Annotated in this window: 20 protein-coding genes; 10 read left to right on the plus strand and 10 right to left on the minus strand. The window is 62.4% G+C overall.

Annotated features, from left to right (window positions below; all coding sequences use genetic code 11):
• Positions 1 to 122 precede the first annotated feature (122 nt).
• The 10 genes from ASD69_RS17865 to ASD69_RS17910 all read left to right on the plus strand — a co-directional run bounded on the left by ASD69_RS17865 (position 123) and on the right by ASD69_RS17910 (position 10261).
• A complete protein-coding gene (locus tag ASD69_RS17865; protein WP_082576621.1) occupies positions 123 to 659 on the plus strand; it encodes a GspH/FimT family pseudopilin in 537 nt (178 codons plus the stop codon).
• Positions 656 to 1141, plus strand: a complete 486-nt coding sequence (gene pilV, locus ASD69_RS17870; RefSeq protein WP_082576611.1) for a type IV pilus modification protein PilV — start codon at positions 656 to 658, stop codon at positions 1139 to 1141. Before ASD69_RS17865 ends, pilV begins: the two co-directional genes overlap by 4 nt.
• Positions 1138 to 2406, plus strand: a complete 1269-nt coding sequence (locus ASD69_RS17875; protein WP_082576622.1) for a PilW family protein — start codon at positions 1138 to 1140, stop codon at positions 2404 to 2406. The genes pilV and ASD69_RS17875 overlap by 4 nt, the downstream gene beginning before the upstream one ends.
• Before the next feature lie 12 nt (positions 2407 to 2418).
• The gene (locus tag ASD69_RS17880) at positions 2419 to 2895 is read left to right on the plus strand and encodes a PilX N-terminal domain-containing pilus assembly protein (RefSeq protein WP_056181569.1); all 477 of its coding nucleotides are present in this window, start codon (positions 2419 to 2421) and stop codon (positions 2893 to 2895) included.
• 11 nt (positions 2896 to 2906) lie between these two features.
• Positions 2907 to 6773 (plus strand): PilC/PilY family type IV pilus protein, encoded by a 3867-nt coding sequence (locus ASD69_RS17885; protein ID WP_056181572.1) that lies wholly within the window; start codon positions 2907 to 2909, stop codon positions 6771 to 6773.
• A gap of 21 nt (positions 6774 to 6794) precedes the next feature.
• A complete protein-coding gene (locus ASD69_RS17890) occupies positions 6795 to 7205 on the plus strand; it encodes a type IV pilin protein (protein WP_056181576.1) in 411 nt (136 codons plus the stop codon).
• Positions 7206 to 7343: 138 nt separating this feature from the next.
• The gene (locus ASD69_RS17895; RefSeq protein ID WP_157499299.1) at positions 7344 to 8270 is read left to right on the plus strand and encodes a DUF1570 domain-containing protein; all 927 of its coding nucleotides are present in this window, start codon (positions 7344 to 7346) and stop codon (positions 8268 to 8270) included.
• 228 nt (positions 8271 to 8498) lie between these two features.
• Positions 8499 to 9221: a hypothetical protein gene (locus ASD69_RS17900; protein ID WP_056181582.1), complete on the plus strand. Its 723-nt coding sequence runs from the start codon at positions 8499 to 8501 to the stop codon at positions 9219 to 9221.
• 385 nt (positions 9222 to 9606) lie between these two features.
• Positions 9607 to 10014, plus strand: a complete 408-nt coding sequence (locus tag ASD69_RS17905; protein ID WP_056181585.1) for a hypothetical protein — start codon at positions 9607 to 9609, stop codon at positions 10012 to 10014.
• A gap of 4 nt (positions 10015 to 10018) precedes the next feature.
• On the plus strand, positions 10019 to 10261 hold the full coding sequence (locus ASD69_RS17910) for a hypothetical protein (protein WP_056181589.1): 243 nt from the start codon (positions 10019 to 10021) through the stop codon (positions 10259 to 10261).
• Here ASD69_RS17910 and ASD69_RS17915 read toward each other — a convergent pair.
• The 10 genes from ASD69_RS17915 to ASD69_RS17945 form a co-directional block, all read right to left on the minus strand.
• Positions 10258 to 11208 carry an SOS response-associated peptidase family protein gene (locus ASD69_RS17915; protein WP_056181591.1) on the minus strand — a complete coding sequence of 317 codons (951 nt, stop codon included), beginning with the start codon at positions 11206 to 11208 and terminating at the stop codon, positions 10258 to 10260. The two genes, ASD69_RS17910 and ASD69_RS17915, sit on opposite strands and share 4 nt — an antisense overlap.
• 89 nt (positions 11209 to 11297) lie before the next feature.
• Positions 11298 to 11888, minus strand: coding sequence for a hypothetical protein (locus tag ASD69_RS22085; RefSeq protein ID WP_157499301.1), 591 nt, complete (start codon positions 11886 to 11888; stop codon positions 11298 to 11300).
• Positions 11889 to 12118: 230 nt separating this feature from the next.
• Positions 12119 to 12421 (minus strand): hypothetical protein, encoded by a 303-nt coding sequence (locus ASD69_RS17920; protein WP_056181594.1) that lies wholly within the window; start codon positions 12419 to 12421, stop codon positions 12119 to 12121.
• A 339-nt stretch (positions 12422 to 12760) separates the two neighbouring features.
• Positions 12761 to 13384, minus strand: a complete 624-nt coding sequence (locus ASD69_RS22090) for a hypothetical protein (RefSeq protein WP_157499303.1) — start codon at positions 13382 to 13384, stop codon at positions 12761 to 12763.
• 10 nt (positions 13385 to 13394) lie between these two features.
• A complete protein-coding gene (locus ASD69_RS17925) occupies positions 13395 to 14435 on the minus strand; it encodes a DUF262 domain-containing protein (RefSeq protein WP_162250673.1) in 1041 nt (346 codons plus the stop codon).
• Positions 14436 to 15761: 1326 nt separating this feature from the next.
• Positions 15762 to 16634, minus strand: a complete 873-nt coding sequence (locus ASD69_RS17930) for a hypothetical protein (RefSeq protein WP_157499305.1) — start codon at positions 16632 to 16634, stop codon at positions 15762 to 15764.
• 211 nt (positions 16635 to 16845) lie between these two features.
• Positions 16846 to 17547 carry a site-specific DNA-methyltransferase gene (locus ASD69_RS17935; RefSeq protein ID WP_056181603.1) on the minus strand — a complete coding sequence of 234 codons (702 nt, stop codon included), beginning with the start codon at positions 17545 to 17547 and terminating at the stop codon, positions 16846 to 16848.
• Positions 17495 to 17719 carry a Com family DNA-binding transcriptional regulator gene (locus ASD69_RS21390; protein ID WP_343123763.1) on the minus strand — a complete coding sequence of 75 codons (225 nt, stop codon included), beginning with the start codon at positions 17717 to 17719 and terminating at the stop codon, positions 17495 to 17497. Before ASD69_RS21390 ends, ASD69_RS17935 begins: the two co-directional genes overlap by 53 nt.
• A gap of 2 nt (positions 17720 to 17721) precedes the next feature.
• A complete protein-coding gene (locus ASD69_RS17940) occupies positions 17722 to 18732 on the minus strand; it encodes a phage portal protein (protein ID WP_056181605.1) in 1011 nt (336 codons plus the stop codon).
• Entirely contained in the window at positions 18732 to 20495 is a 1764-nt protein-coding gene (locus ASD69_RS17945) for a terminase ATPase subunit family protein (RefSeq protein ID WP_056181607.1), read from the minus strand. The genes ASD69_RS17940 and ASD69_RS17945 overlap by 1 nt, the downstream gene beginning before the upstream one ends.
• Positions 20496 to 20542: the final 47 nt, after the last annotated feature.

Here is a 20542-nt window from a genome sequence, read left to right on the forward strand (position 1 = left end):
TTCTGTCACAAATTGACGCCTTCTGGCACGCCTATCCACACCGCTGGACCGCCTGTCCGGTCATTGCTTGCTACTTGAGAACACTCCTTTAGCATCGTTTTCGTGAATGCTGGGGAGAGAGCATGTCCAGAATGAGTGCCAATCAGGGCTTTACCCTGATGGAGTTGATGATCGCGATCGCCATCCTGGGCGTGCTGCTGGCTTTGGGCTGGCCGTCGTTCACCGATGCCTTGAGCAATAACCGCCTGGCCGCGGCGTCCAATTCCATGATCGCCGGCGTCAACCTGGCCCGCAGCGAGGCCATGCGCAGCAATCGCGCCGGCGGCGTCTGCCCCAGTGCCGACGGCGCCACCTGCGGCAACGACTGGAGCGCGGGCTGGCTGGTCTGGAACGACGCCAACACCGACGGCGCCAAGGGCGCCGACGAGCCGGCAATCCGCTACTTCCAAGGCAACGCGGCGCAGGTGGCCCTGGCGTCGGCCGGGGCCGCGGTGCCGAACATCGTATTCGACCGTCGCGGCCGCATGAGCGCGCCGGCCGCCAATGCCGTATTCAACGCGCACGTCGTGGGCTGCACGACCGGCGCCATCAACAAGCAACGTCGCCTGACCGTGAGCCGCGCCGGCCAGGTGCGTATTCAAAAGGAAAGCTGCTCATGAGCCGGTCTACTTCGCGCGCCCGGGCGCCGTCGCGGCGTTCCGTCGGCGGTTTCTCATTGATCGAAGTGCTGATCGCGCTCCTGGTGCTGGCCTTCGGCCTGCTCGGTCTGGCCTTCCTGCAGACGCTCAACATCCGTTACACCCAGAGCGCGAACCATCGCACCACCGCGGTGAACCTGTCGCATCAGGTCATCGACATGATGCGCACCAATCGCGTGGTGTCGCGCCAGTACACGGCGTTGACCTTCAACAGCTTTCCGGCCACGCCCGCGGTCGGCGGTTGCGGCCGCGGCGCGGCGATCGACTTCAACGCCAACATGAACGTGTGGCGCTGTGAAGTCAGCTCCAGCCTGCCGGGCGGGCAGGGCGAGGTGGTGTTCAACGGCGACGTCGTGACCGTGACCCTGCGCTGGGCCGACGACCTCAACCAGGCCGCCTTGGGCCAGGCCCAATCGACCTACGTGGTGACCACACGGCTATGACTCGTCATTCGCATATTCGTTACCGCTCCCAGGGTTTGTCGCTGGTCGAGCTGATGGTCGCGCTGGCGATCGGCATGGTGCTGATGCTGGGCCTGGTGCAGGTGATGTCGGCCTCAAGGTCGGCCTACCGTCTGGCTGAAGGCATGGGGCGCGCGCAGGAGAACGCTCGCTTTGCGATGGACTCGCTGGAGCGTGATCTGCGCATGGCCGGGCACCTGGGCTGCATCAACGACACCGCCCTGCTACAGGCGGCGGTGCCGGCCGAGGAAGGCCTGAACCTGCTGTTCCTCAATCAGGCCGACCGCGTCGCCAACAACTTCGCCAACGCGCCTTATCTGCTGCGCTTCGACGTCGGCATGCAGGGTTTCGAGGCGGTCAACACCTCGCCGGGCGACACCATCAACGTCGCCAGCGGCACGCCGGTGCTGGGCAACGTGAATCAGTGGAATCCAGCCCTGCCGGCCGACATAGGCGCATTGCAGCCGGTGGCGGGCAGCGACATCCTGGTGCTGCGGTACTTCTGGCCGATCGGCACCGGCATGACCAATTTCACCGGCGGCGACCCGACCAGCACCATTACTCCGGAAACGACCGATGTCACCACCGGTGGATCGGGCCTGTTCGGCATCGGCGACTGCAAGCGCGCCAGCGTGTTCGCCGGTGGCGTGAACGCCGGTACGGGCGCGATCACCGTTTCCTCGGCGGGCGATCCGCTGAATCTCTCCAACTTCATGGGCGATCGCGACTTTTACGATGCGGCCAAGGCGACGCTGTACCGCGCCGAGGTGGTGGTGTACTTCGTTGGTATCGGCGCTGGTACCGGCGGTACCGGCACGACGGGACCGTCGCTGTACCGTGCGCGCTTCGTACGCAACGCTGCCGGCGGACTCGATGCGGTCGGGCCGGATCGGCGCGAAGAGTTGGTCGAGGGCGTGGAGTCGCTGCAACTGCTGTACGGTCAGGATCGCGTCGTGGCCGCCGATGCGCCGCCGAGCGGCTATATCACCACCAGTTGGACTGCCAATCAGGTCGGTGGCGGGGTCAGCAATCCGGTGGGTAACAACGCCAGCCTCTGGCGCCGTATTGGCTCGGTCCAGGTCGGTTTGGTGATGCGCAGCTCCGAAGGCGCGGTATCCGCGCAAATGGATCCGACCGTGCAGCGGATGTCGGTACTGGGCACCTTGGTGACCCCGCAGAACGACGGCTTCTACCGCTCCGTCTATGAAACCACCGTTGCCCAGCGCAACCGCCTGTTCGAGAACTGAGGAGACAGGCCCATGAGTCGTTCCGGATTCAACGGTCCGCGCAAGCAACAAGGTGCCGCGCTCTACGTGGCGCTGATCTTCCTGATCATCCTGGCGCTGCTCGGCATCACGGGCATGCAGGTGGCGACGATGCAGGAGCGCATGTCGGCCAATTACCTGGCCACCAACGTGGCGTTCCAGCGCGCCGAGGACCTGGCGCGTCAGGCCGAAACGCTGGTTGGCGCTTCGACCCGCCTGGAGGAGCGCTGCGGCGGCTTCGACCCGGCGGCGTTCGGCACCGCGGCGTCGATCGCGCCTGCCGGTACCCCCGAACCGCCCGCGCGCGTGCGCAACATCGATCAATGCATCGGCGGCGGACAGCTGAACATCGGCGAGATCCCGGCCAGCGAGAAGGTGTTCGTGCGCTATCGCATCACCGCCTACCGCGCCGATCGCGCCGCAGAACCGTCGTCCGACGCTGTCGTCGACACCATTTTCATCGGCCGTTGAGGGCCCTGGCCATGAACGCGAATCGCATTCTCCTCACTATCGCCGCGACCGGTCTGGTGGTGCTCGGCGTCCGCATACCCAGCCTGGTCGCGAACACGACCACCCAGGGCGCCGGCACGCTCGCGCAGGCGCCGCTGAATCTGGGCGGCGACGGCGTGCCGCCGGCCTTCATGATGGCGGTGGACGACTCCGGCTCGATGACGTTCCAGACCATGTTTCCCGGTCAGGACGGCGAGGTCTGCTTCGGCCGCGACAGCAGCACACAGCCTTACGGCCTGTTCTACACCACGGGCGCCAACGCGGGTAAGCCGCGCACCGACGGCGGCTGCGATCATTTCTATTTGCTGCCCGGCCCGCGTGCGGGCGGCGGCTTCCTCGGCCTGCCGCCGCTGGATTCGCTGGGCGCGGCGCGCTCGTCGGATTTCAATCCCTCGTTCTTCAATCCCAACGTCAAGTACGAAGCGTGGCTGACCTCGGCGATGCCGCCGACCAAGGTGCCGTACGACTACAGCGCGGGCAATCCCAACGGCAACGCATCGACCACGGCCACCAAGGTCGACCCGCGCAATGCCGGTACCACCGTCAACCTGGCCGCCACCCGCTACACCACGGCCGAAATCTTCACCATGCGCAACGGCATGTTCATGCCGGCCGGCACCAACTACCAGATCGTGGGCGGTAACTCGTTCACCGTCCCCGCGGGCGGCCAGACCTGGAACGGCGGCACTACCACCGTTTACATGCAGTACTACCCGGCGACCTTCTACATGAAGACGACCACGCCGGCGGCCGAGCAGCCTGTGGGCTACAAGACAGACGCGGTCTCGCGTCCGGTGATCGCCGATGCCTGCGGCACCGGCTGCAACATGTGGCGCTACACCATCGCGTCGGCCAACTTCGACACCACGGCCAACTACAACGCCCAGCTGCAGAACTTCGTCAATTGGTTCAGCTACTACGGCAACCGAAACCGCGCGATGGTCGCGGGCATGAGCCGTTCGCTGGCCGACATCAAGGACATGCGCGTCGGCTTCTTCCCGATCAACTCCAACGGCAGCTTCAACGACCCGATCAACACCGCGGCCGAACGAGTCTACATGCAGGACATGAGCGTGCAGGCCCGACGCGACGACCTGTACACCAACGGGGTGTTCGCGCTGGGCGCCAGCGGCGGCACGCCGAACCGCCAGGCGGTCAGCGCGGCGGCCAGTCAGTTCCGGCGCACCGACGCGGTCGCCGACGGCAAGGGCGGCGCTCCGGTTCAGCGCGTGTGCCAGAAGAACGCGGTGATGCTGTTCACCGACGGCTACAGCAACGGCGGCACCATCACCACCGGCAACATCGACGGCAACATGGGCGCGCCGTTCGCCGACAACAATAGCGACACCATGGCCGACATCGTCAGCCAGTACTACCTGGGCACCGAGGCCGGCGGCGTGGTGCCGCTGCGCACCGACGGCAACTTCGCGCTCAACGGCGGCGCCGGCCGCGTGCCGGTGCCGGACGAGTGCAAGAGCCCGTCGCCGAGCAATAAGCTGGACTGCGAGCGCCGTCTGCACATCAATTTCTACGGCATCACGCTGGGCGCCCGCGGCACCATCTTCAACCCGGACGTCCCTCAGGATCCGTTCGTGACCAATCCGACCTGGCCCGGTTGGCAGAACGACAACCCGACCACGGTCGACGATATCTGGCACGCCTCGATCAACACCCGCGGCGAATACATCAACGCCAAGACCCCGGCCGACATCACCGCGGCGATGCGTCGCGTGCTGGCCTCGGTCGCCGGCGGCGCCAGCCCCTCGGGCAGCACCGGCCTGAGCGGCGCGCGTATCTCCAGCAACTCCTTGTCCGTGGTGCCGTTCTACGAGGCTAAGAACAACAATACCGACTGGTACAGCCGTCTGAACGCGTCCTCGGTCAGCGTCAATACCGCCGGCCAGATCGCCTTCACCGCCAAGTGGGAGGCTAGCGCTCAGCTGCCGCGCACCGGGCGCAACCTGCTGTTCGGCACCACCACCGGTGGCGCCGTCAAGCCGGTGGTCAAGGCGTTCTCGTCCAGCAACCTGGGCGACGTGTTCACTACGCTGTGCGCGGATACGTTCTCGACCTGCACCAAGGCGGCCGTCACCACACTGGGCGTGACCGAGTCCGAGGCTGTGGCCTACCTGGCCGGTCAGGACACGGGCGAGAAGAAGAACGGCGGCAAGATGCGCGATCGCACCACCCGCCTGGGCGACGTCATCAATTCCTCGCCGGTGGTGTCCTCCGCGTTCGACAACTACGGCTACATGACCTTGCGCGGCGCCAACGCTACCGAGTTCGATCCGTACAACTACGAGGCCTATCTGACGCTGAAGAAGAACCGCCTGCCGATGGTCTATGTCGGCGCCAACGACGGCATGCTGCACGCCTTCCGCGGCGACAACGGCGGCGAGTCGTTCGGCTACATCCCGGCGACCTCGGTCGGGCATATGGGCAATCTGCTCTTCCCCTACGATCCGGACCGCAAGGGCGACCAGATCTTCCAGCATCGCTATTTCGTCGATGGTCCGATCACGGTCTCGGACGCCTATACCGGCAGCGGTTGGGCCACGGTCCTGGTCGGCAGTTCCGGCGCGGGCGGACGCAGCGTGTTCGGTCTGAACGTGACCGATCCGACCCTGTTCACCGCCGGCAACGTGATGTGGGAAGTCAACGACAAGGTCACCGGCACTACCGGTCAGCGCATTGGCCATGTATTGGGCAAGCCGCTGATCGTGCCGGTGCGCACCTCGGGCGGCACGCGCTGGAAGGCGATCTTCGGCAATGGCTACGGCAGCATCGGCGGTAAGGCCTCGCTGTTTGTGGTCGACATCGCGGATGGTTCGGTCGTGACGATCGAAGTCGCCGAGACCGCCGGCACGGGCGTGCCGACCGATCCCAACGGCATGGGCAACGTGATGGCGCTGGATCGCTACGTTTATGATGCAGCCGGCGGCGGTACCTACGCCGCCGGTAGCGACGGCTACGTCGACACCGTCTACGGCGGCGATCTGCACGGCAATATCTGGAAGTTCGACCTGCGCACCAACACCGTCGTCTTCGGCGCCGACAAGCCCTTCTTCACCGCCAAGGACGCCAACGGCAAGCGTCAGCCCATCACCGGCGGTCTGAACGCCGTGGCTGGTCCGTCCAGCGGTGTGATGATCCTGTTCGGTACCGGCAGCTACTCCTTCGGCGGCGACTCCGACAACAAGGACATGCAGTCGGTGTACGGCGTGGTCGACAACGGCGCGCGCATCACCGCCGCGCGTGCGACGGCCCTGCAGCAGCAGGTGCTCAGCAACGACAACACCGATGGCATCCGAGAAGTCACTCAGAACTCGGTCAACTTCCTCACCAAGTCCGGCTGGTACCTGGACCTGGCGGTGAAGACCGGCGCTGCGGCCCCGGTGCAGACCGGCGAGCGCATGGTCGGACGCCCGCGCATCCAGGACGGCACCTTCTTCTTCCCGACCTTCGAACCGATCACGTCGTCCGCGGCCAACTCCACCGAAACCGGTTGCGCGGCGGGCGGTACGAACTGGCTGTACGGTCTGAGCGCGCTCAGCGGCAGTGCCTACATGAGCAGCGTGCGGCCCGGTTCGCCCACGGCCGATCCCATGTCTGGCAACGCCGGTGCCTTGAAGCTGGAGGCCGATACCAGCGGCCCGATCACCGACGTGAACATCTTCAGCCCGCCGCCGCCGCCGGATCTGCCGGCCAACGCCACGGCGGCCGAGATCGCCGCACGCCTGGGCATGCCGACCTGCTCGCGCATCGTCCAAGCCGCAGGTGGCCCGCCGCTGTACAAGTGGGGCATGTGCGGTCGCCAGTCGTGGCGCCAGGTCCGTTAACGCAATCAGGAAGCCAGAGACATGAATCGCCACAATGCCATCCGAGGCTTTACCCTGATCGAGCTGATGATCGCGATCGCGATCGTCGGCATCCTGGTCGGCATCGCGGTGCCCGCGTACCAGGACAGCGTGCGCAAGGCGCGACGCGGCCAGGCCAAGGCCGACCTGGTCGAGATCGCCCAGTTGGCCGAGCGCTTCCGCTCGGTCAACAACACCTACGTGGGCTTCGCGCTCCCGGCCGGCATGAACGTGTCGCCGCGCCAGGGCACGACCTACTACAACATCGCGATCGCCAACCAGACCGTCAATGCCTACAACCTCACGGCCACGCCGCAAGGGCCGCAGACGCAGGACACGCTGTGCGGCACGCTTGGCCTGAACGCCGCGGGCGTGAAGTCGGCGGCCACGTCGGACATCTCGCGCTGCTGGTAAGGCGCAAGACTCGCCAGGACATGAACGGGGCCGCGGGAAATCGCGGCCCCGTTCGTTTATGCGCTGCGGGCGTTGAATCGCGTTACCGGTTCGGCGAAGGTGCGCTCAGGGCCGCGCCTGCGGCCTGGGAGGACGGCGATGCGGGGATCGCGCTGGATCTGCTACGGGCTCGCCCTGCTGGCGATCGCTGGCGGCGCGTATTGGTGGTCGCGCGATCGGCTCGCGGGCCCAGTGTCGGCGTCGGGCGCACCCTTGCCCGCGGGCCCGCGCTATGAAAGCGCACACTACCGCGCGACCAGCACGGCCACGCCTGAGCAGACGCGCGCGGTGCTGGCGGCAGCCGAGGCCCTGCATGCGGCCTACCTGCAAACCTTCGAGTTGAAGGACGAAGCCGGACGCGCCAAGCACCAGCTCGTGCTTTACGGCGATCGCGCGCAGTTCCGCGCGCATAACCGCAGCAGCGCCTGGGCCGAGGCCTACTACCTGGCCCCAACCTGCTATGCCTACTACACCGAAGGCGTCGCCAACCCGTATCACTGGATGGTCCACGAGGCCACCCATCAGTTGAACCACGAACTGGCGGAATTGAAGCCGGCGAAATGGGTCAACGAGGGCCTGGCCAGCTACTTCGGCGCGAGCCGCTTGGAGGGAGGACGCCTGCGACCCGGCAGCATCGACCTCGACACCTATCCGATCTGGTGGCTGGGCGAGCTGGGCCTGAGCGGCGACCCCGAGGCCGATATCCGCGCGGGGCGCATCGTCGCCCTGCGCACCCTGATCGCCGGCAACGACCGCGCCGACCTCAACCGCCGCTTCAACCAGTACTACATCGGCTACTGGAGCCTGACCCACTTCCTGTTCCACTACGAGGACGGCAAGTACGCCGCCGGCTTCCGCGCCCTGATCCGCGACGACGGCACGCTGGCGGATTTCGAACGCCGGATCGGGCCGATCGCTACCATCCAACGGGAGTGGTACGAATACCTGCAGACCGTCGCGGCGGGGGATGCGGGCAGCTTCGTGGAGGCGGGTCCCGCAGCCGCGCCCAAGCCCGTTCTTCCCTAAGCCCGAAATGCGGCGGCTTCGAAGCGATCGCGTCCGTCTTCTGCCAAGATGCGGCGGACGCGGCGGCGCCGGAGTGGGAGTAGCGATGGATTGCGAATGGTGGGGATTGAATCGAGGTTTTAGCCAGTCGACGGGCCGGTCGACGGCCCTATGCGGCCGCGCGCCCTGTCTCGCGCAAGGTCCGTGTGCGTGCAGGCGAGATCCTGATGCGCGCAGCGCAAGCGCCGCATGCTGACCGGCATTGCACTGATCGCGGCCACCGCTGCCTCGTCGTGGACGGTCGTCGAACCTGCGCGTACCGAGCTGGACTGGCATTGCACCAGCATGGCCCAGCAGGAGTGGGGCGCGCGCGTGGCCGGGGACAAGCTGATGTTCGCGCCGCGTGCGCAGGACGCCAAGAACGGCGACCTGGTGTGGTCGGTCGGTAAGCGCGGTCGGCTGGTGGGGCGCAATCAGGGCATGCTCGGCGGTTCCGTGGAGTGGGTGAGCGACGGCGGGCGGCAGCGGCGCACGCTGCTCGACGTCAACCCGATCGGCTTCGCCCAGCATCGCGGCGACGTCTATGTCGTGGGCCTGTCGAATCGCACCTTTCGCGACGGTTCCATCCATCGCCTGCGCTCGGTCGACGGCAAGGGCTGGCAAGTCGAGCAGGTGCTGCGCCTGGAGGAGCCGCCGCTGGCGGCTTACGCGCGCGGCGGCAGTTGGTACCTGCTGACCGTGGTGGGCGTGACCCGGCTGGACCTGCAGACGATGCAGGCCACGCGCCTGCATAACAACATGCAGTGGTGGCGAGTCAATCCGTCCAGCATCGTCGAGCATCGCGGGCGCTGGTACATCGGCGCGCGCCGCGGCGTGATCCGGCTCACCCGCGACAGCGAGGGCTATCGCGAGCAATGGATGGTGCCCTCGGACTGCAAGACCTACGCCGGGGACTGCCAGTGCTCGTCCTGAGCGGGCAGGGCGGGTAGGGGGCGGGCGGCAGGCCGCGTAGGGTGGCGGCTGCGAGCGCTTCAGGTCGCGCGATTTTGGACGAGCGCGATAGTTTTGGACCGCCGCGTACAAAAGCAAAAAGGCCCGCATCGCTGCGGGCCTTGGTGCATAACGCGAATCTTGGCGCCCGAAGTTGGACTCGAACCAACGACCCCCTGATTAACAGTCTTTGGGCTTACGGCTCATAACGCGTTGATTTAAATATAGAATCCGACTAGACCCACCTCTCAAATAACTAGCGGCTACCAACGGATTTAGGCCAGTTCTTCGGAGTTGGATATCCGATTTGGGCACTTCTCGGACGGCCGGTCGCAGCCCATGAGACCCCCGCCGCTATGCTGGCGCCATGCGCGAGTACCCCGACGTCCCCCTTCCTGAGCACTTTCACTGGCGGCAATGCGAACGGAAGGCGCTCACCTGGTTCCTGATGTACGGGCCGTGCGAAGTGGCGACCTACGGCCGGGACGGCATTTACTGGCGCGTGCGGGTAGGCACGCTGTGGGCCGACTCGGTGCAGCGCGAGGCCGTCGCGGAGAGCGTCTCTGAGGCGCGTTACTGGTGCGCCAAATGGGCCATCCGCGAGGCCAAGCAGATTGCGGTCACGCGCCCGACCGCGCTGTACGAGTGGGGCCCGATGTACAGGCACCCCATGGGCGCCATGCCTGGGTCTGAGCCCTCCGTGTCGAGCTGGACGCCCGATCAAGAATCGGCCCGACGCCGCGGCAGCAAGCGCCGCCGCAATTCCCTAATCTGACCCCATGACCAAGCACACCCAAGAATCAATCTCTGCGCGCCTGGACGCGCTGGCCGCGGAGCTCCCCAAGCTCATCGCTGACTACCCCGACGATGCCGACTTCTGGCCGGCCTACGCCGCGCTGTCCGACGAAATTAAGCGCGACGCCGGCGCGCTGGACGACGACACCTGGCACTGGGCGTTCGACACGACGCAGGCCTCTCTGTACGAGCACGGCAAGATCAGCGCTGACGAGCTGGATCCCTAAGCGGCCATCCGGTGTTCGTAGTAGGGGTGTCGCTTGTCGTCGAAGATCGCGAACATGGCCTGCAGATTGGCCGGGTCCGGGTTCAACCAAGCCTCGATGTGCTCAGGCTTGATGTTGATGATGGTCCGATCGTGGCCAGCTGCGGCGACCTCTGGCTCAGGGTCGTCGGTGACGGCCGCGAAACAGGGTAGGTCCGGCAAGAGGCCTTCGGGATCGCTCCAGTTCGCCCAGAGGCAGGCGACAAGCATTGGTTCGCCGGTGCGGGGCACGAACTGCAGGCGGATATTCTTGCCCTCTGGACCCTCCACGTTTTCCCAGAACGTGTCGACGATCATCAGTCCGTGCGTGTACCCGAACTGGTGTCGCCAGTAGCGATCGAGGTTGTCCCTTCGGGCGTTGTAGGTACCAGACAACCGCTTCCTGCCGGTCTTCTTGTCGACCACAAAGTCAGAACTCGCCGGAAGGCCAGGCTTGCGAAGCTGGTAGCGCATCGGGCGAATGACGTACTGGTCGCCGTCGCGCACGATCACGGGTGCCCACCACTGCGGGAAGAATTGCCAGTCGCGGTCGACCAGGTCGGTCCGCTTCACGTCGGCGATCCAGCGCTTGAGTTGATCGATTTTCCCGGTAGCGATGCGGACTTCACTCTCAGCGGTCTTCGTCGGCTTCGTGGCGAGCTTCCGCTCGTTGTCGGCCTTGCGCTTCGACTGTTTGAACAGCTCTTGCTGCCATGCCTGTTCGTCTTCGGCGAAGCGGGCATCCATCTCTGTCACGGCCTCGGCCGCGAGTTCCGATCGCAGGCCGTCGATCAGCGCCTTCGGGATCTTGTCCCGCTCCAGACCCTTCTCTCGCAACCACAATTTCGCGAATGCCTTGAGGTCCATGACGGGCCCCAGCTTGCGCAGCATCTTGCGATAGTCGGAGTGGATTCTGGCGGAGTAGCACATGGTCGGGGCCTCGACGGGGCTGGAAGAGATGATGGCTCCAGCGCCTGGTTGCGCGCTTTAGCGTAGTGCCATGCCCGCCTTTCGCATCATCACGAGTTTTTGCCTGTGACGTCTTCGATAAGGTCACCGTAAATCGAGACGTACGAGATGTGAAAGTCAAACATTCCAGGTATAGCAGCCAGCGGTGGCGACTTATCAGTTCTCTTTACGATATGCATTGAAAGCAATCTCGCAGTCTCGCCTGGAGCAATGGAAGTGCCAGATGCTAGCGCTGGGTAATGTCCCTTGGACTGGCAAACAATGTCCAGATCTCGGCAGATTGTTTCGAGGTTGACGGCATCGAGCGCCTTGTACGTAGCGCCCCCGAAAGTAGCCTCATACGACACAATCGTTGCAGGTCCGAGCCCTTCGTTCTTGACGATGAACTCGGCGTTGTCTTCGTCTTCGTCCAACATCCATGTCCCGAAGAGATTGGGCCGAGCTCTCAGGCGACGATCGCGATCAGCCTCGTCCCGTTCCTCGCGTCGCTGCGAATCGGCCGCCAAACGCTCAATGCGGCGTTCTCTCCGCGATCGCCTGCTTTCGGAAATAGTGAATGCGAGGGCCAGGAGCGCAACTAGCATCTGCGCCCATGCGGCCCATATTGACCAATCGAAACCACCGCTTCCCGGTGCGGCCATGTTCACTTCCTTCATCCCTGTGGATTACCGCAGGATAGCGCGAACGGACTTCGGGCGACCCCGAAGGTCCGACGCGGCAGGTGGCGGAGGGATGGTCAGCGTGCCGGCGTCGGCATCGATTGATCCAAACGCATTCAGCGACCGCTAGCTGCGCACCGTCGATCAGGTGCAGGCCAGCCGCGTTGACGGCCTGGATGGATTTTTCCAGTCCCTAAGTTGCCGGTTGAGAATCAATCTTGAGACGGTCGCCTGCCGCGCAACACGAACACTAGGACGAAGGCCGCCAAACCCAAAAGGATAGGAAAAGTAAACGGCCAGTGCGTGCCGGTTAGCGTAACGCTGCCCCAGCTCATCGTCGCGTTAAATGTTGAATCACCTAGGGCGCGTGCAATCTTCGAGGCGTCAGTCATGTCGACGGTGCCGCCCGCTGTGAAGTGACGAATCGTCGCGGAACCAACTAGGTAGAGACCAACCACCCACGCGGCCACAGCCGAGCCGATGGCCATGAGAAATGTCTTCGTGCCGCGAGTCATATTCGGGCTCCGTTGAATGTGAGCAGAATAGCGCCATGTCGCCCGCTAGTCGCGAAGCCGCGTTGCGATACATCACGGCCCGGGCCTGGAAGTACTCTACTTCATCAAAGACAAAAGGCAGCGTTTGATCGTGCTGGCGCCAGTCGCCGTCGCGATCGTGCTCCACTTCTTAAAAGGGTATCTGTATTGATAAGCACCGAGTTGTCGTAGCGCGCAACCTTCGCGACATCAACCAACCACGAAACCTTGCGATCACCTCACGCCGCCACTGCACTGGCGGCTTTTTTTGCCATGCGATCGCGCTTGCAGCAGGATGCGAGCGCCACCAGCGCTGACGGCTCAGCCTTGAGCGATTAGTACCGCGGCTGCCAAAATCTTGTCGCGCGCCCCAGAGTAAACGGTGCCTCCATCGGCTAGTCGCGGATCCAGGCTAGTCAGGAGCGTGTATAGCGTAATGCCCGGCTGGGGTGCGCCAAATATGCGTTGGGCTAGCCCTTCGAGTGCCGTCTGTGTTGTAGATGAAATGTGGGCCGACGCATTACGCATTGTTCGCATATCTGAAAGGTCGGAGCTAACGGAGTCGATATGCTGCTTGAATGGATATCCGCCCTCGAAGTAAATTCCAACCGCTTTCTTAATGTTCTCTTGATTCGAATAGTCAAAGTACTTATTGAGACCAATCACCATCTTCTTCGCTGCATCAATGCCGGGAGGGTTCGCATAACGAACTGGCGCCACGCCAGAGATGGTCGGGATGCCCAATAAAAAATGGGCGAATGTAGTTTCAACAAACTCTTCCCACGCGATGAAAAAATTGAGGAAAGCCGCAACCGTGATCTGCTCTCGATCGAGCGCCGAGAACAGTGGCGCGCCATCAGCATTCGCACGATGTCCGCTTGCTATTAAAGAATCGCATTGCGCAGCCTTAGCCTGAAAGACCGTGAGAGCAGTGGTGATGGGCACAGTCGATCACTCAATTCATCAGCTTCAATAGGAAAGCCGAACGTTGCACTCGAACCTTCTCGTCCGTGGTTGCGCGGCGCGAATCCTGTATAAAACCCTGCTCATCTTTAGTCAGGAACTTATCGTCTGGATCAGCAAATATGACCTCGACTCTCTCAAGCCCATTTCTGGCAACCTGCGGCGTCGAGTAACCAGGCGGTAGTGGAGGCGGTAAATTCGACACCCCAAACTCTCGGTGTGCTACGGCCACGAAGAGCGAATAGAAAAGGTGCGGCCGCCGAAACTCTGTATCGGACAAACCTTCAGGATAGATTTCGCCAATTGCGCCAATTATCCTGTCAAACCGAGCCTCCAGTTCATCAGCGTCGTGTTCGAACGTCGTTTCGTACTGATCGTAAAACTTCTTGACTTGCTTTTTTGATTTTATTCCTTCCAGCATTGCGATCAGCAAATCTGCAACCAAATTTACCTCCAACATGCGCATGATTTGATTGGAGGTTAATATCCCCTGATCGGTCCAATAGCTGTTGTACTTGTGGCCGATGCGGTCTGCTAGAACTTTGAACTGGCTGAAATGATCCGCGTTTATCTTTTCTTGCTCGTTTAACACTACGGCATATGAATTTAGACGGCTAAAAATATCTAGAATTTCGGGGTCAGGCAAGTTGATCAATAGATCCACAGATACTTCGTAAGCCAGAAGCTGCGCCTGTACTTCTTCATCGAGCTGGCTAAAGAGCAAGCCGCCATGCTCTGGATTCTGTCGCTTGCTTACTGTGAAGCCATCTTTCACGAATGAAAGAATCGTACGAAGACGCTGCTGGCCGTCAACCACTTCGCGGATGGACGTCTTGGTTGTGACGTTGATTTTCTGCCGAATGAAAACCTTGGGAATGGGCTTTCCGCGCAGAATCGTGTCCATCAGGAAACTCTTAGCTTTCGGCGTCCAAACTGGTCGCCGTTGAAATTTTGGATTCAGCTCTAGCTTTTTCTGAGTGTCCCATTCAACAAAGTCATTAATGCTGTATGTGCGCGAGTCATAGCTTTTCACAGACTTTCCTCTAAGGCGGTGGTGCGCATGGATCTGGACGGACCAGGTGCTGTCGAATTGATGTTACGCCGTAGATGAGCTGGATACTCCTTGGCGTTGCGATCGTAGCGGCCTAGGGTCCAGAGCGGTCGCGGCCGTCCAGGTGCTGAAGAGCGAACCTGATGCGGCCGCAATCGAAGTGGACGCACCTGCAGTGCCGTCGACCAGGTCCGGCTGGACTGCCTGCCGAGGTGCGATTGACCTGGCCAGGCCCTGCATGCGGCCGTTGCCGGCGACGTTGATCGCCGCGAGGGTTCGCATAGACCAAACGGAGACGGCTCCCTCACCCTTTATGACGATTTTTTCGGATGCCCACCGGAATCGGGTTACAAAGGTTATGGGGTGAAAATTGCGCCTATTTTTAGTTCTAAATCAATGATTTAGGCGGTAATTTTCAAGGTTACATTTGAGTAACGAAGAGGTAATTAGGTAACCTTTCTGAAGGGTTACATAGACGCATCAATAAAGCCTTTAATATCAAAGGCTTGAGTATCTATAACCTTTTGCGTAACCGTGGTGTTACCCCTGCGGGTTATCGGAAAATGGCTTTCAGATCAATCGGATAACCTTCAGTCGGCCAAGGTCGTAACCCATAACCGGGCTCCGATGGTCATCCGAAAAATTCGGCGCCGGCAGAGCAGCGTCGATCGCGCCTGTAGCGGCCGCAAAGGCGCGCCGACTTCGCAGGGTTCCGCAGGCCAGGCCAGCCCCGACGAACGCAACCAGCGGCCGCACAGGCACGGCATGACGGCATCCCGCAGAAGTGCGGAAAAAGAGGGGTACGTAGCCCGCAGGCGTGGTGGGGGGATGACTGCGCGCGCCAGGTCAAAGCCCAGGCCAGCCGGGTTGACCGATCTCGGGGTGATGGTCCGGGCCGTACGCCTCGCACGCGGCGCGCCAGCGGCCGTTCGGCGACCATCGCGGGGCGGGGCGGCAAAAAAAAGCCGCCCCTTGGGGCGGCTCAGCGGCGGGTTTAGCGATGGCGCGGATACAAGTCGGCCATGCGCTCGGGCGTTAGGACGGCGTGGTACTGGGTCAGCTCGCACCCGATCCAACCGTAGCGTTCAGCAGCGCGGAGACTAGCGTGGTGCCGGAGCCGGGGAGTGGGTCGAGGATCCGGCCGCCCTCTCCGAAGACCCTAATCTGTCACTACTCTCGCGGTGGGCGTCGTCGTGTGATGGCGATGATAACGGCGATCACGCCACCAATTGTGAGCAGGATCGACCAATGCCAAAGACTTAATCCCAACATGATCATGCCTCCCGAAGCCGCATTACGCGAAAAAACTCAGTGGTGAGAGCAGTCGAGCTTCTGACCATCCCACGTACAGTTGAGCCTGTTGGAGCCACTCGGAGCGCCAGTGATCGGGATGCCCGCCATCACGGCCGCATCCAACCACTTCTGCAGGCTGTCAGCATCGTCAAAATAAAACTGTCCCGCGAAAATGTCGCCGCCGTCCCCAGATGAAGCAGTAGAGTCAGGAATGGGATTGGTGTTGTCGTCCTTGCTCTCACCGGCAACGTACTTTGCCTGATTCGCACTTGAGGAGTCGATGGTCATCGAAGTCTTCGTTCCATCCCTCCAGGTAATTACGATCTTGTACCCGGTGGGGACTCCCATAGACATCATGAAGGAGTTCAGGGTCATGCCGAGGTTAGTCAAGACGCCGTTGCCGCTGCCGCCTGCGGACATCGCGCGGGCAATGTTCTCGCCTAATTGGTTCCGTACAGTTACCGACTTGACGACGTCATAGGCGCTGATGTTCGAGAAGCCTCCAAACGGATCATCGGTGAAGATCGTGCCGTTGTAGTTGTCGGGGCTAACATTCACCACAACCAGACTTTGGCCGCCCGCCTGCGCTTGCACGCTAACGTCTAGGAGATATAGGAATCGGTTGTAGGTTGCCGGGTCAACGGCTTCCTGGTCTGCGACCTTCATACGGAGTTCGCCGTCGTGCCTGACCTGCCAGAGGGTCAAGTTCGCGTTTGGATAGTCCACCAGATAGGTCCAACCTAACGGCGATGAAAGCGCTTTCGATCTTAGCTGCGCGGGGCTGCAATTATCACAGCGAAGAACGGTGTCGGCATGAGCGGCACCGATCATTCCAAGCTGCACAAGAATTGCTGCCGATCCTAGTAAAATTTTATTCTTCAGACTCATTCCTTTGGTCCTTAATAGATATTGATGGAAAGCTTGTTGCACTTAGAAACACAAGCCAGCGCATTCATTCAGCCGCTAGCAAACCTAGCATAAAGCTGCAGTTCAGGTTTACACAAGGCGCGAAACCGGTGAAAATCGGCACTTTAATCGAGCCTAGTACAAAAAAGCCGCCCCATGGGGCGGCTCAACATTGACTGCAACGACGGCGCGGCTACAACCCGGCCAGACGCTCGCGCGTCACGTCGGCGTAGTGCTGGGTCAGCTCGCACCCGATCCAGCTGTAACCCTCCAACTGCGCGGCGAGAAGGGTGGTGCCGGAGCCCGCGAAAGGGTCGAGGATCCGGCCGCCCTCTTCGCAGATCCGCACGATCTGGCGCATCAGGTCGGTGGGTTTGCCGGTCATGTGCAGCTTGTCATCCCTCCTGACCTTCGACCGGATCACACCGGGCAACACCGGCGCACGTCGCTTGAGCGGCATGGCGCCCTTGCTGCCCCAGACGATGTACTCGGCCTGTGAGCGGAAGCGGCCGAGCTGCGGCCGCACGCCTTCCGTCTTGTCCCAGACCGCCACGCCGCGCCAGGTGAAGCCAGCGGCCTGCAGCGCGTCGGTGGTGAGCGGCAACTGCCGCCAGTCGGTGAACAGGCACACCGGTGCGCCTTCCTTCAGCAGGCGAGAGCACTCCGACAACCACAGCACCATCCAGCGTAGATGCGATCGCTGATCGCGTTCGTCGCCGACGAACTCGGCGTGCAGTTTCGAGTTGACGTACTTCTCCGATGGTGCGCGCTGCCTCGCGCCGGCATGGACGCCGCCGCTTGCGTACGGCGGGTCGGTAATAACCGCGTCGAAGCTTCCCGCTTCAAGCGTCGGCAACAACTTGAGGGCGTCGCCCTGCAACAACTGGTTCTTCATCGATCGAGCCTTCTTCGAATCGCTCTTGGCGATCTGTCGGGAGGCTCGCGGCCTTCATATGATTGAGCGTGCCGCACCTTGGGCACTTGATCTGCAACTCTGCGTAACTCGCAGCCTTGGCCAGCAGGCGAGCGCACTCTCCGCAGCGAATTGGTAACAGGATCATCCGCATATTTATAGCGCCGGAGGTTCGTAGGGGCGGAAGCGGATCACTTCATCGCCGACCAGATTGTTCAACCGCTGCAGGCGGGCCTGCAACGGCTCCAACTCATTCGCCGCCCACACTACCGACGCGTCGCGGATCGACCCGAACCCGCCTGCATTCTGCGGAACGATGCCCATCAGCTGCGGCGGAACGCGGATCGACGCCAACATGTCGTCGCGCGTGATGTTTTTGATGCCGCCGAACTCGTCTTTCGCCGCCACCTCGCTGACCGGTATCAGCTGCAGGCCATCCTTCTTGCCGTTAGGCGAGTAGACGAACAGGTTGCGGAAGTTGCCCGGCCCCTTGGCCTGGCGCATCGCTTCGCGCAGCTTATCCACGTCGGTATCGGTAGCCTGCTGGTCCGTCAGATACAGGATGAAGCCGGCGTGCGAGCCGTTGTTGTAGTACTTCCGTCGGAACAGTGTCGCCGATTCGTTGAGCAACGCCGACTGCAGTGCCGCCAGCCATTCCGGGATGCCGTAGATCTCCTGATCGACGTCCGCTTCGCGCAGCTGGTACACCGTGCCCGGCTTGAACTCGTGCTCATCGCGCCAGCTGCGCACCATGTAGAACGATTCTAGGTCGACACCGCGGCGCATGTACTTCGCCAGGCACGGCTGCAGCGACATCGGTGAGCCGAGGACGGACTTTCGATTCTCGACGTAGCCCATGCCGAACGTGACCCAATCCAGCGCCAGCTGTTCGAACGCGTCCCGGGACAGCAGCCGATGCGGAACGAACGTGCGCGCCAGCATGTTCCGCTTGAAGGCCAAACCCGATTGCAGGTACACGTTGGAGCGCGTGGTGCGCGCAAGGCCGTCCAGCGATATCGGCGGCTCGTACCAGCGGCCGTTCTGCCAGCATTCCACGTAGTCGAGCAAGCCGCGCGAGTCGAGGACCGGCGTCGGATCGCCGAAGGTGAAGGCCTCGACGCGCGCAGGCGGTGCCGCGGCAACGGTGGTGGGTACGTCGTTCAACATCACATAATCTCCATGACGCCGGTATTGCGGCCGCTTTGGCCTTCCAGCGGTTCGTTGTGCAGGGCGTGAAAGAGTGCCCACGCCAGATCGGCGTGGCCGGTTTCATCGGTGCGGCCGGCGGTGTACGTCATCTGGCGCCCGCTCGCCGTCATCGTCTTGCGAATGGCCATCAGCGACTGGGCCACGTCGGTCCATCCGGCGTCGAACTCCAGGCGGCCGTTGTGGATCACGTCGAAGGCCTTCAGCACCAGGCGCGTTTTCACCTCCGGCGAGTAGCTGAAGGTGGTGAGGTTCGGGAAGAACTGTTTGACCAGCTGAGCGACGCCAGAGCCCATGCCGGTGGTGTCGATGCCGATGTAGGTCACCCAGTACCGCTGCGTGACCTTGCGGATCGTCTCGGCCTGGGCAGCGAAGTCCATCCCGCGGAACTGGTGCCGCTCCAGAAGCCGGAACTTTCCGCCCGGCACCAGCGGTGGCGCCACCACGACCATGCCGGCGGTGTCGCCGGTGTCCGCCGGGTCGTAGCCGATCCACACCGCCCGGTCGCCGTACGGGCGCTGCGCGAACGGCCGGTAGTCGTCAGCCCACTCGATCCAGCTGTCGACCATGCACGGCTGCAGCATCGTCAACGGGAAGATGCTGGCGCCGTCGTCCACAAACTCGCACATGAGCAAGTTCGCGAAAGCGTCGGCGCTGTACTCGCGGCGCAGCTCTTCGATGTCGAACAAGTCGCAGCCGCGACGCTCGGCATCCATGATCGTCACGATCTGGCGCCACAACCGGTCTTCGCAGAGCCGCCCGCTTGCGAGCGCGTCGTGGCTAACGTCGATCTTGAGATGCTGCGCGGTTGGCCTTCCCTTGTTGAACCGCTGACCGGTCCAGAAGGAATAGGCCTGGTGGGCCATGCTCGACGGCGTGCTGAAATAGGTCTTACGCCACTTCTTGTGCATCGCCATGCCCGAGGCGACTTTGTTCAGCTCATCGAACTTGCACGTCCAGAAGAACTCGTCAAAGTAGAAGTTGCCGTGATAGCCCTGCGCCGTGCGGGCATTGGTGCCCAGGAAGAATAGTTCGGCGCCGGTTGGCAACACGATGCTGTCGCCGCCGGAAAGATCCCTGTCCAACACCTCGCGCACGAACGATTGCATGTAGCCGCGAAACAAGAACGCCTGCGCTTTCGAGGCGCTTAAAAAAATCTGGTTGCGGCCCGTCTTCAGAGCATCGATTAGGGCCTCGCGCGCGAAATAGAACGTCGCGCCGATCTGACGTGACTTCAGGATCGCCCGAGTACGCTGGTTGCTCGCCCGGTACCAATCGCGCTGATAGTCGAAACAGCCGTCGATGAACGCCTGTTCGAGCCGTTCGACCTCGGCTTCGCTGAACTCATTGCGCTTGGGCTTCTTCTTCGGCGCGGCGTTCCGATTGGCGAGGTTCGGATTGAGGTCGGTTTCGGTGCCGCCGCCCTGGAAACGCTGGATCCGCGCTTGGCGCTCCAGCTGGCGATGCAGCAGGTCGATTTCCTTGTAGTCCCCACCGGACTTTCCGTCTTTCATGATGAGCAGGACCAGGCGCGCCTCCAGGGCGCCGCCGATCCGCTCAACGTTGTCAGCGCGGTCCCACTCGTCGCGGGCCTTCCAGCTGTGTAGAGTCTTGTCCTTCTCCCCGGTCGCGTCCGCGATCTCGCATATACGCCAGCCCATCCAGTACAGGAACTTGGCCTGTCGGCGCGTATCCATCGGGAGTTGGGCGGCAACGCTGTTCATGCGAACAGCGTGCCAACCGCCCCATCAACCAGACAGTTTTGGCCTGT

It is taken from the genome of Lysobacter sp. Root604, assembly GCF_001427505.1.
Taxonomy (GTDB): domain Bacteria; phylum Pseudomonadota; class Gammaproteobacteria; order Xanthomonadales; family Xanthomonadaceae; genus Lysobacter.

Bases quoted from the DNA above. Each gene is read 5' to 3' on its own strand.
- ASD69_RS17865 (WP_082576621.1), top strand. From the start codon at position 123: ATGTCCAGAATGAGTGCCAATCAGGGCTTTACCCTGATGGAGTTGATG.
- pilV (WP_082576611.1), top strand. From the start codon at position 656: ATGAGCCGGTCTACTTCGCGCGCCCGGGCGCCGTCGCGGCGTTCCGTC.
- ASD69_RS17875 (WP_082576622.1), top strand. From the start codon at position 1,138: ATGACTCGTCATTCGCATATTCGTTACCGCTCCCAGGGTTTGTCGCTG.
- ASD69_RS17880 (WP_056181569.1), top strand. From the start codon at position 2,419: ATGAGTCGTTCCGGATTCAACGGTCCGCGCAAGCAACAAGGTGCCGCG.
- ASD69_RS17885 (WP_056181572.1), top strand. From the start codon at position 2,907: ATGAACGCGAATCGCATTCTCCTCACTATCGCCGCGACCGGTCTGGTG.
- ASD69_RS17890 (WP_056181576.1), top strand. From the start codon at position 6,795: ATGAATCGCCACAATGCCATCCGAGGCTTTACCCTGATCGAGCTGATG.
- ASD69_RS17895 (WP_157499299.1), top strand. From the start codon at position 7,344: ATGCGGGGATCGCGCTGGATCTGCTACGGGCTCGCCCTGCTGGCGATC.
- ASD69_RS17900 (WP_056181582.1), top strand. From the start codon at position 8,499: ATGCTGACCGGCATTGCACTGATCGCGGCCACCGCTGCCTCGTCGTGG.
- ASD69_RS17905 (WP_056181585.1), top strand. From the start codon at position 9,607: ATGCGCGAGTACCCCGACGTCCCCCTTCCTGAGCACTTTCACTGGCGG.
- ASD69_RS17910 (WP_056181589.1), top strand. From the start codon at position 10,019: ATGACCAAGCACACCCAAGAATCAATCTCTGCGCGCCTGGACGCGCTG.
- ASD69_RS17915 (WP_056181591.1), bottom strand. From the start codon at position 11,208: ATGTGCTACTCCGCCAGAATCCACTCCGACTATCGCAAGATGCTGCGC.
- ASD69_RS22085 (WP_157499301.1), bottom strand. From the start codon at position 11,888: ATGGCCGCACCGGGAAGCGGTGGTTTCGATTGGTCAATATGGGCCGCA.
- ASD69_RS17920 (WP_056181594.1), bottom strand. From the start codon at position 12,421: ATGACTCGCGGCACGAAGACATTTCTCATGGCCATCGGCTCGGCTGTG.
- ASD69_RS17930 (WP_157499305.1), bottom strand. From the start codon at position 16,634: ATGAGTCTGAAGAATAAAATTTTACTAGGATCGGCAGCAATTCTTGTG.
- ASD69_RS17935 (WP_056181603.1), bottom strand. From the start codon at position 17,547: ATGAAGAACCAGTTGTTGCAGGGCGACGCCCTCAAGTTGTTGCCGACG.
- ASD69_RS21390 (WP_343123763.1), bottom strand. From the start codon at position 17,719: ATGCGGATGATCCTGTTACCAATTCGCTGCGGAGAGTGCGCTCGCCTG.
- ASD69_RS17940 (WP_056181605.1), bottom strand. From the start codon at position 18,732: ATGTTGAACGACGTACCCACCACCGTTGCCGCGGCACCGCCTGCGCGC.
- ASD69_RS17945 (WP_056181607.1), bottom strand. From the start codon at position 20,495: ATGAACAGCGTTGCCGCCCAACTCCCGATGGATACGCGCCGACAGGCC.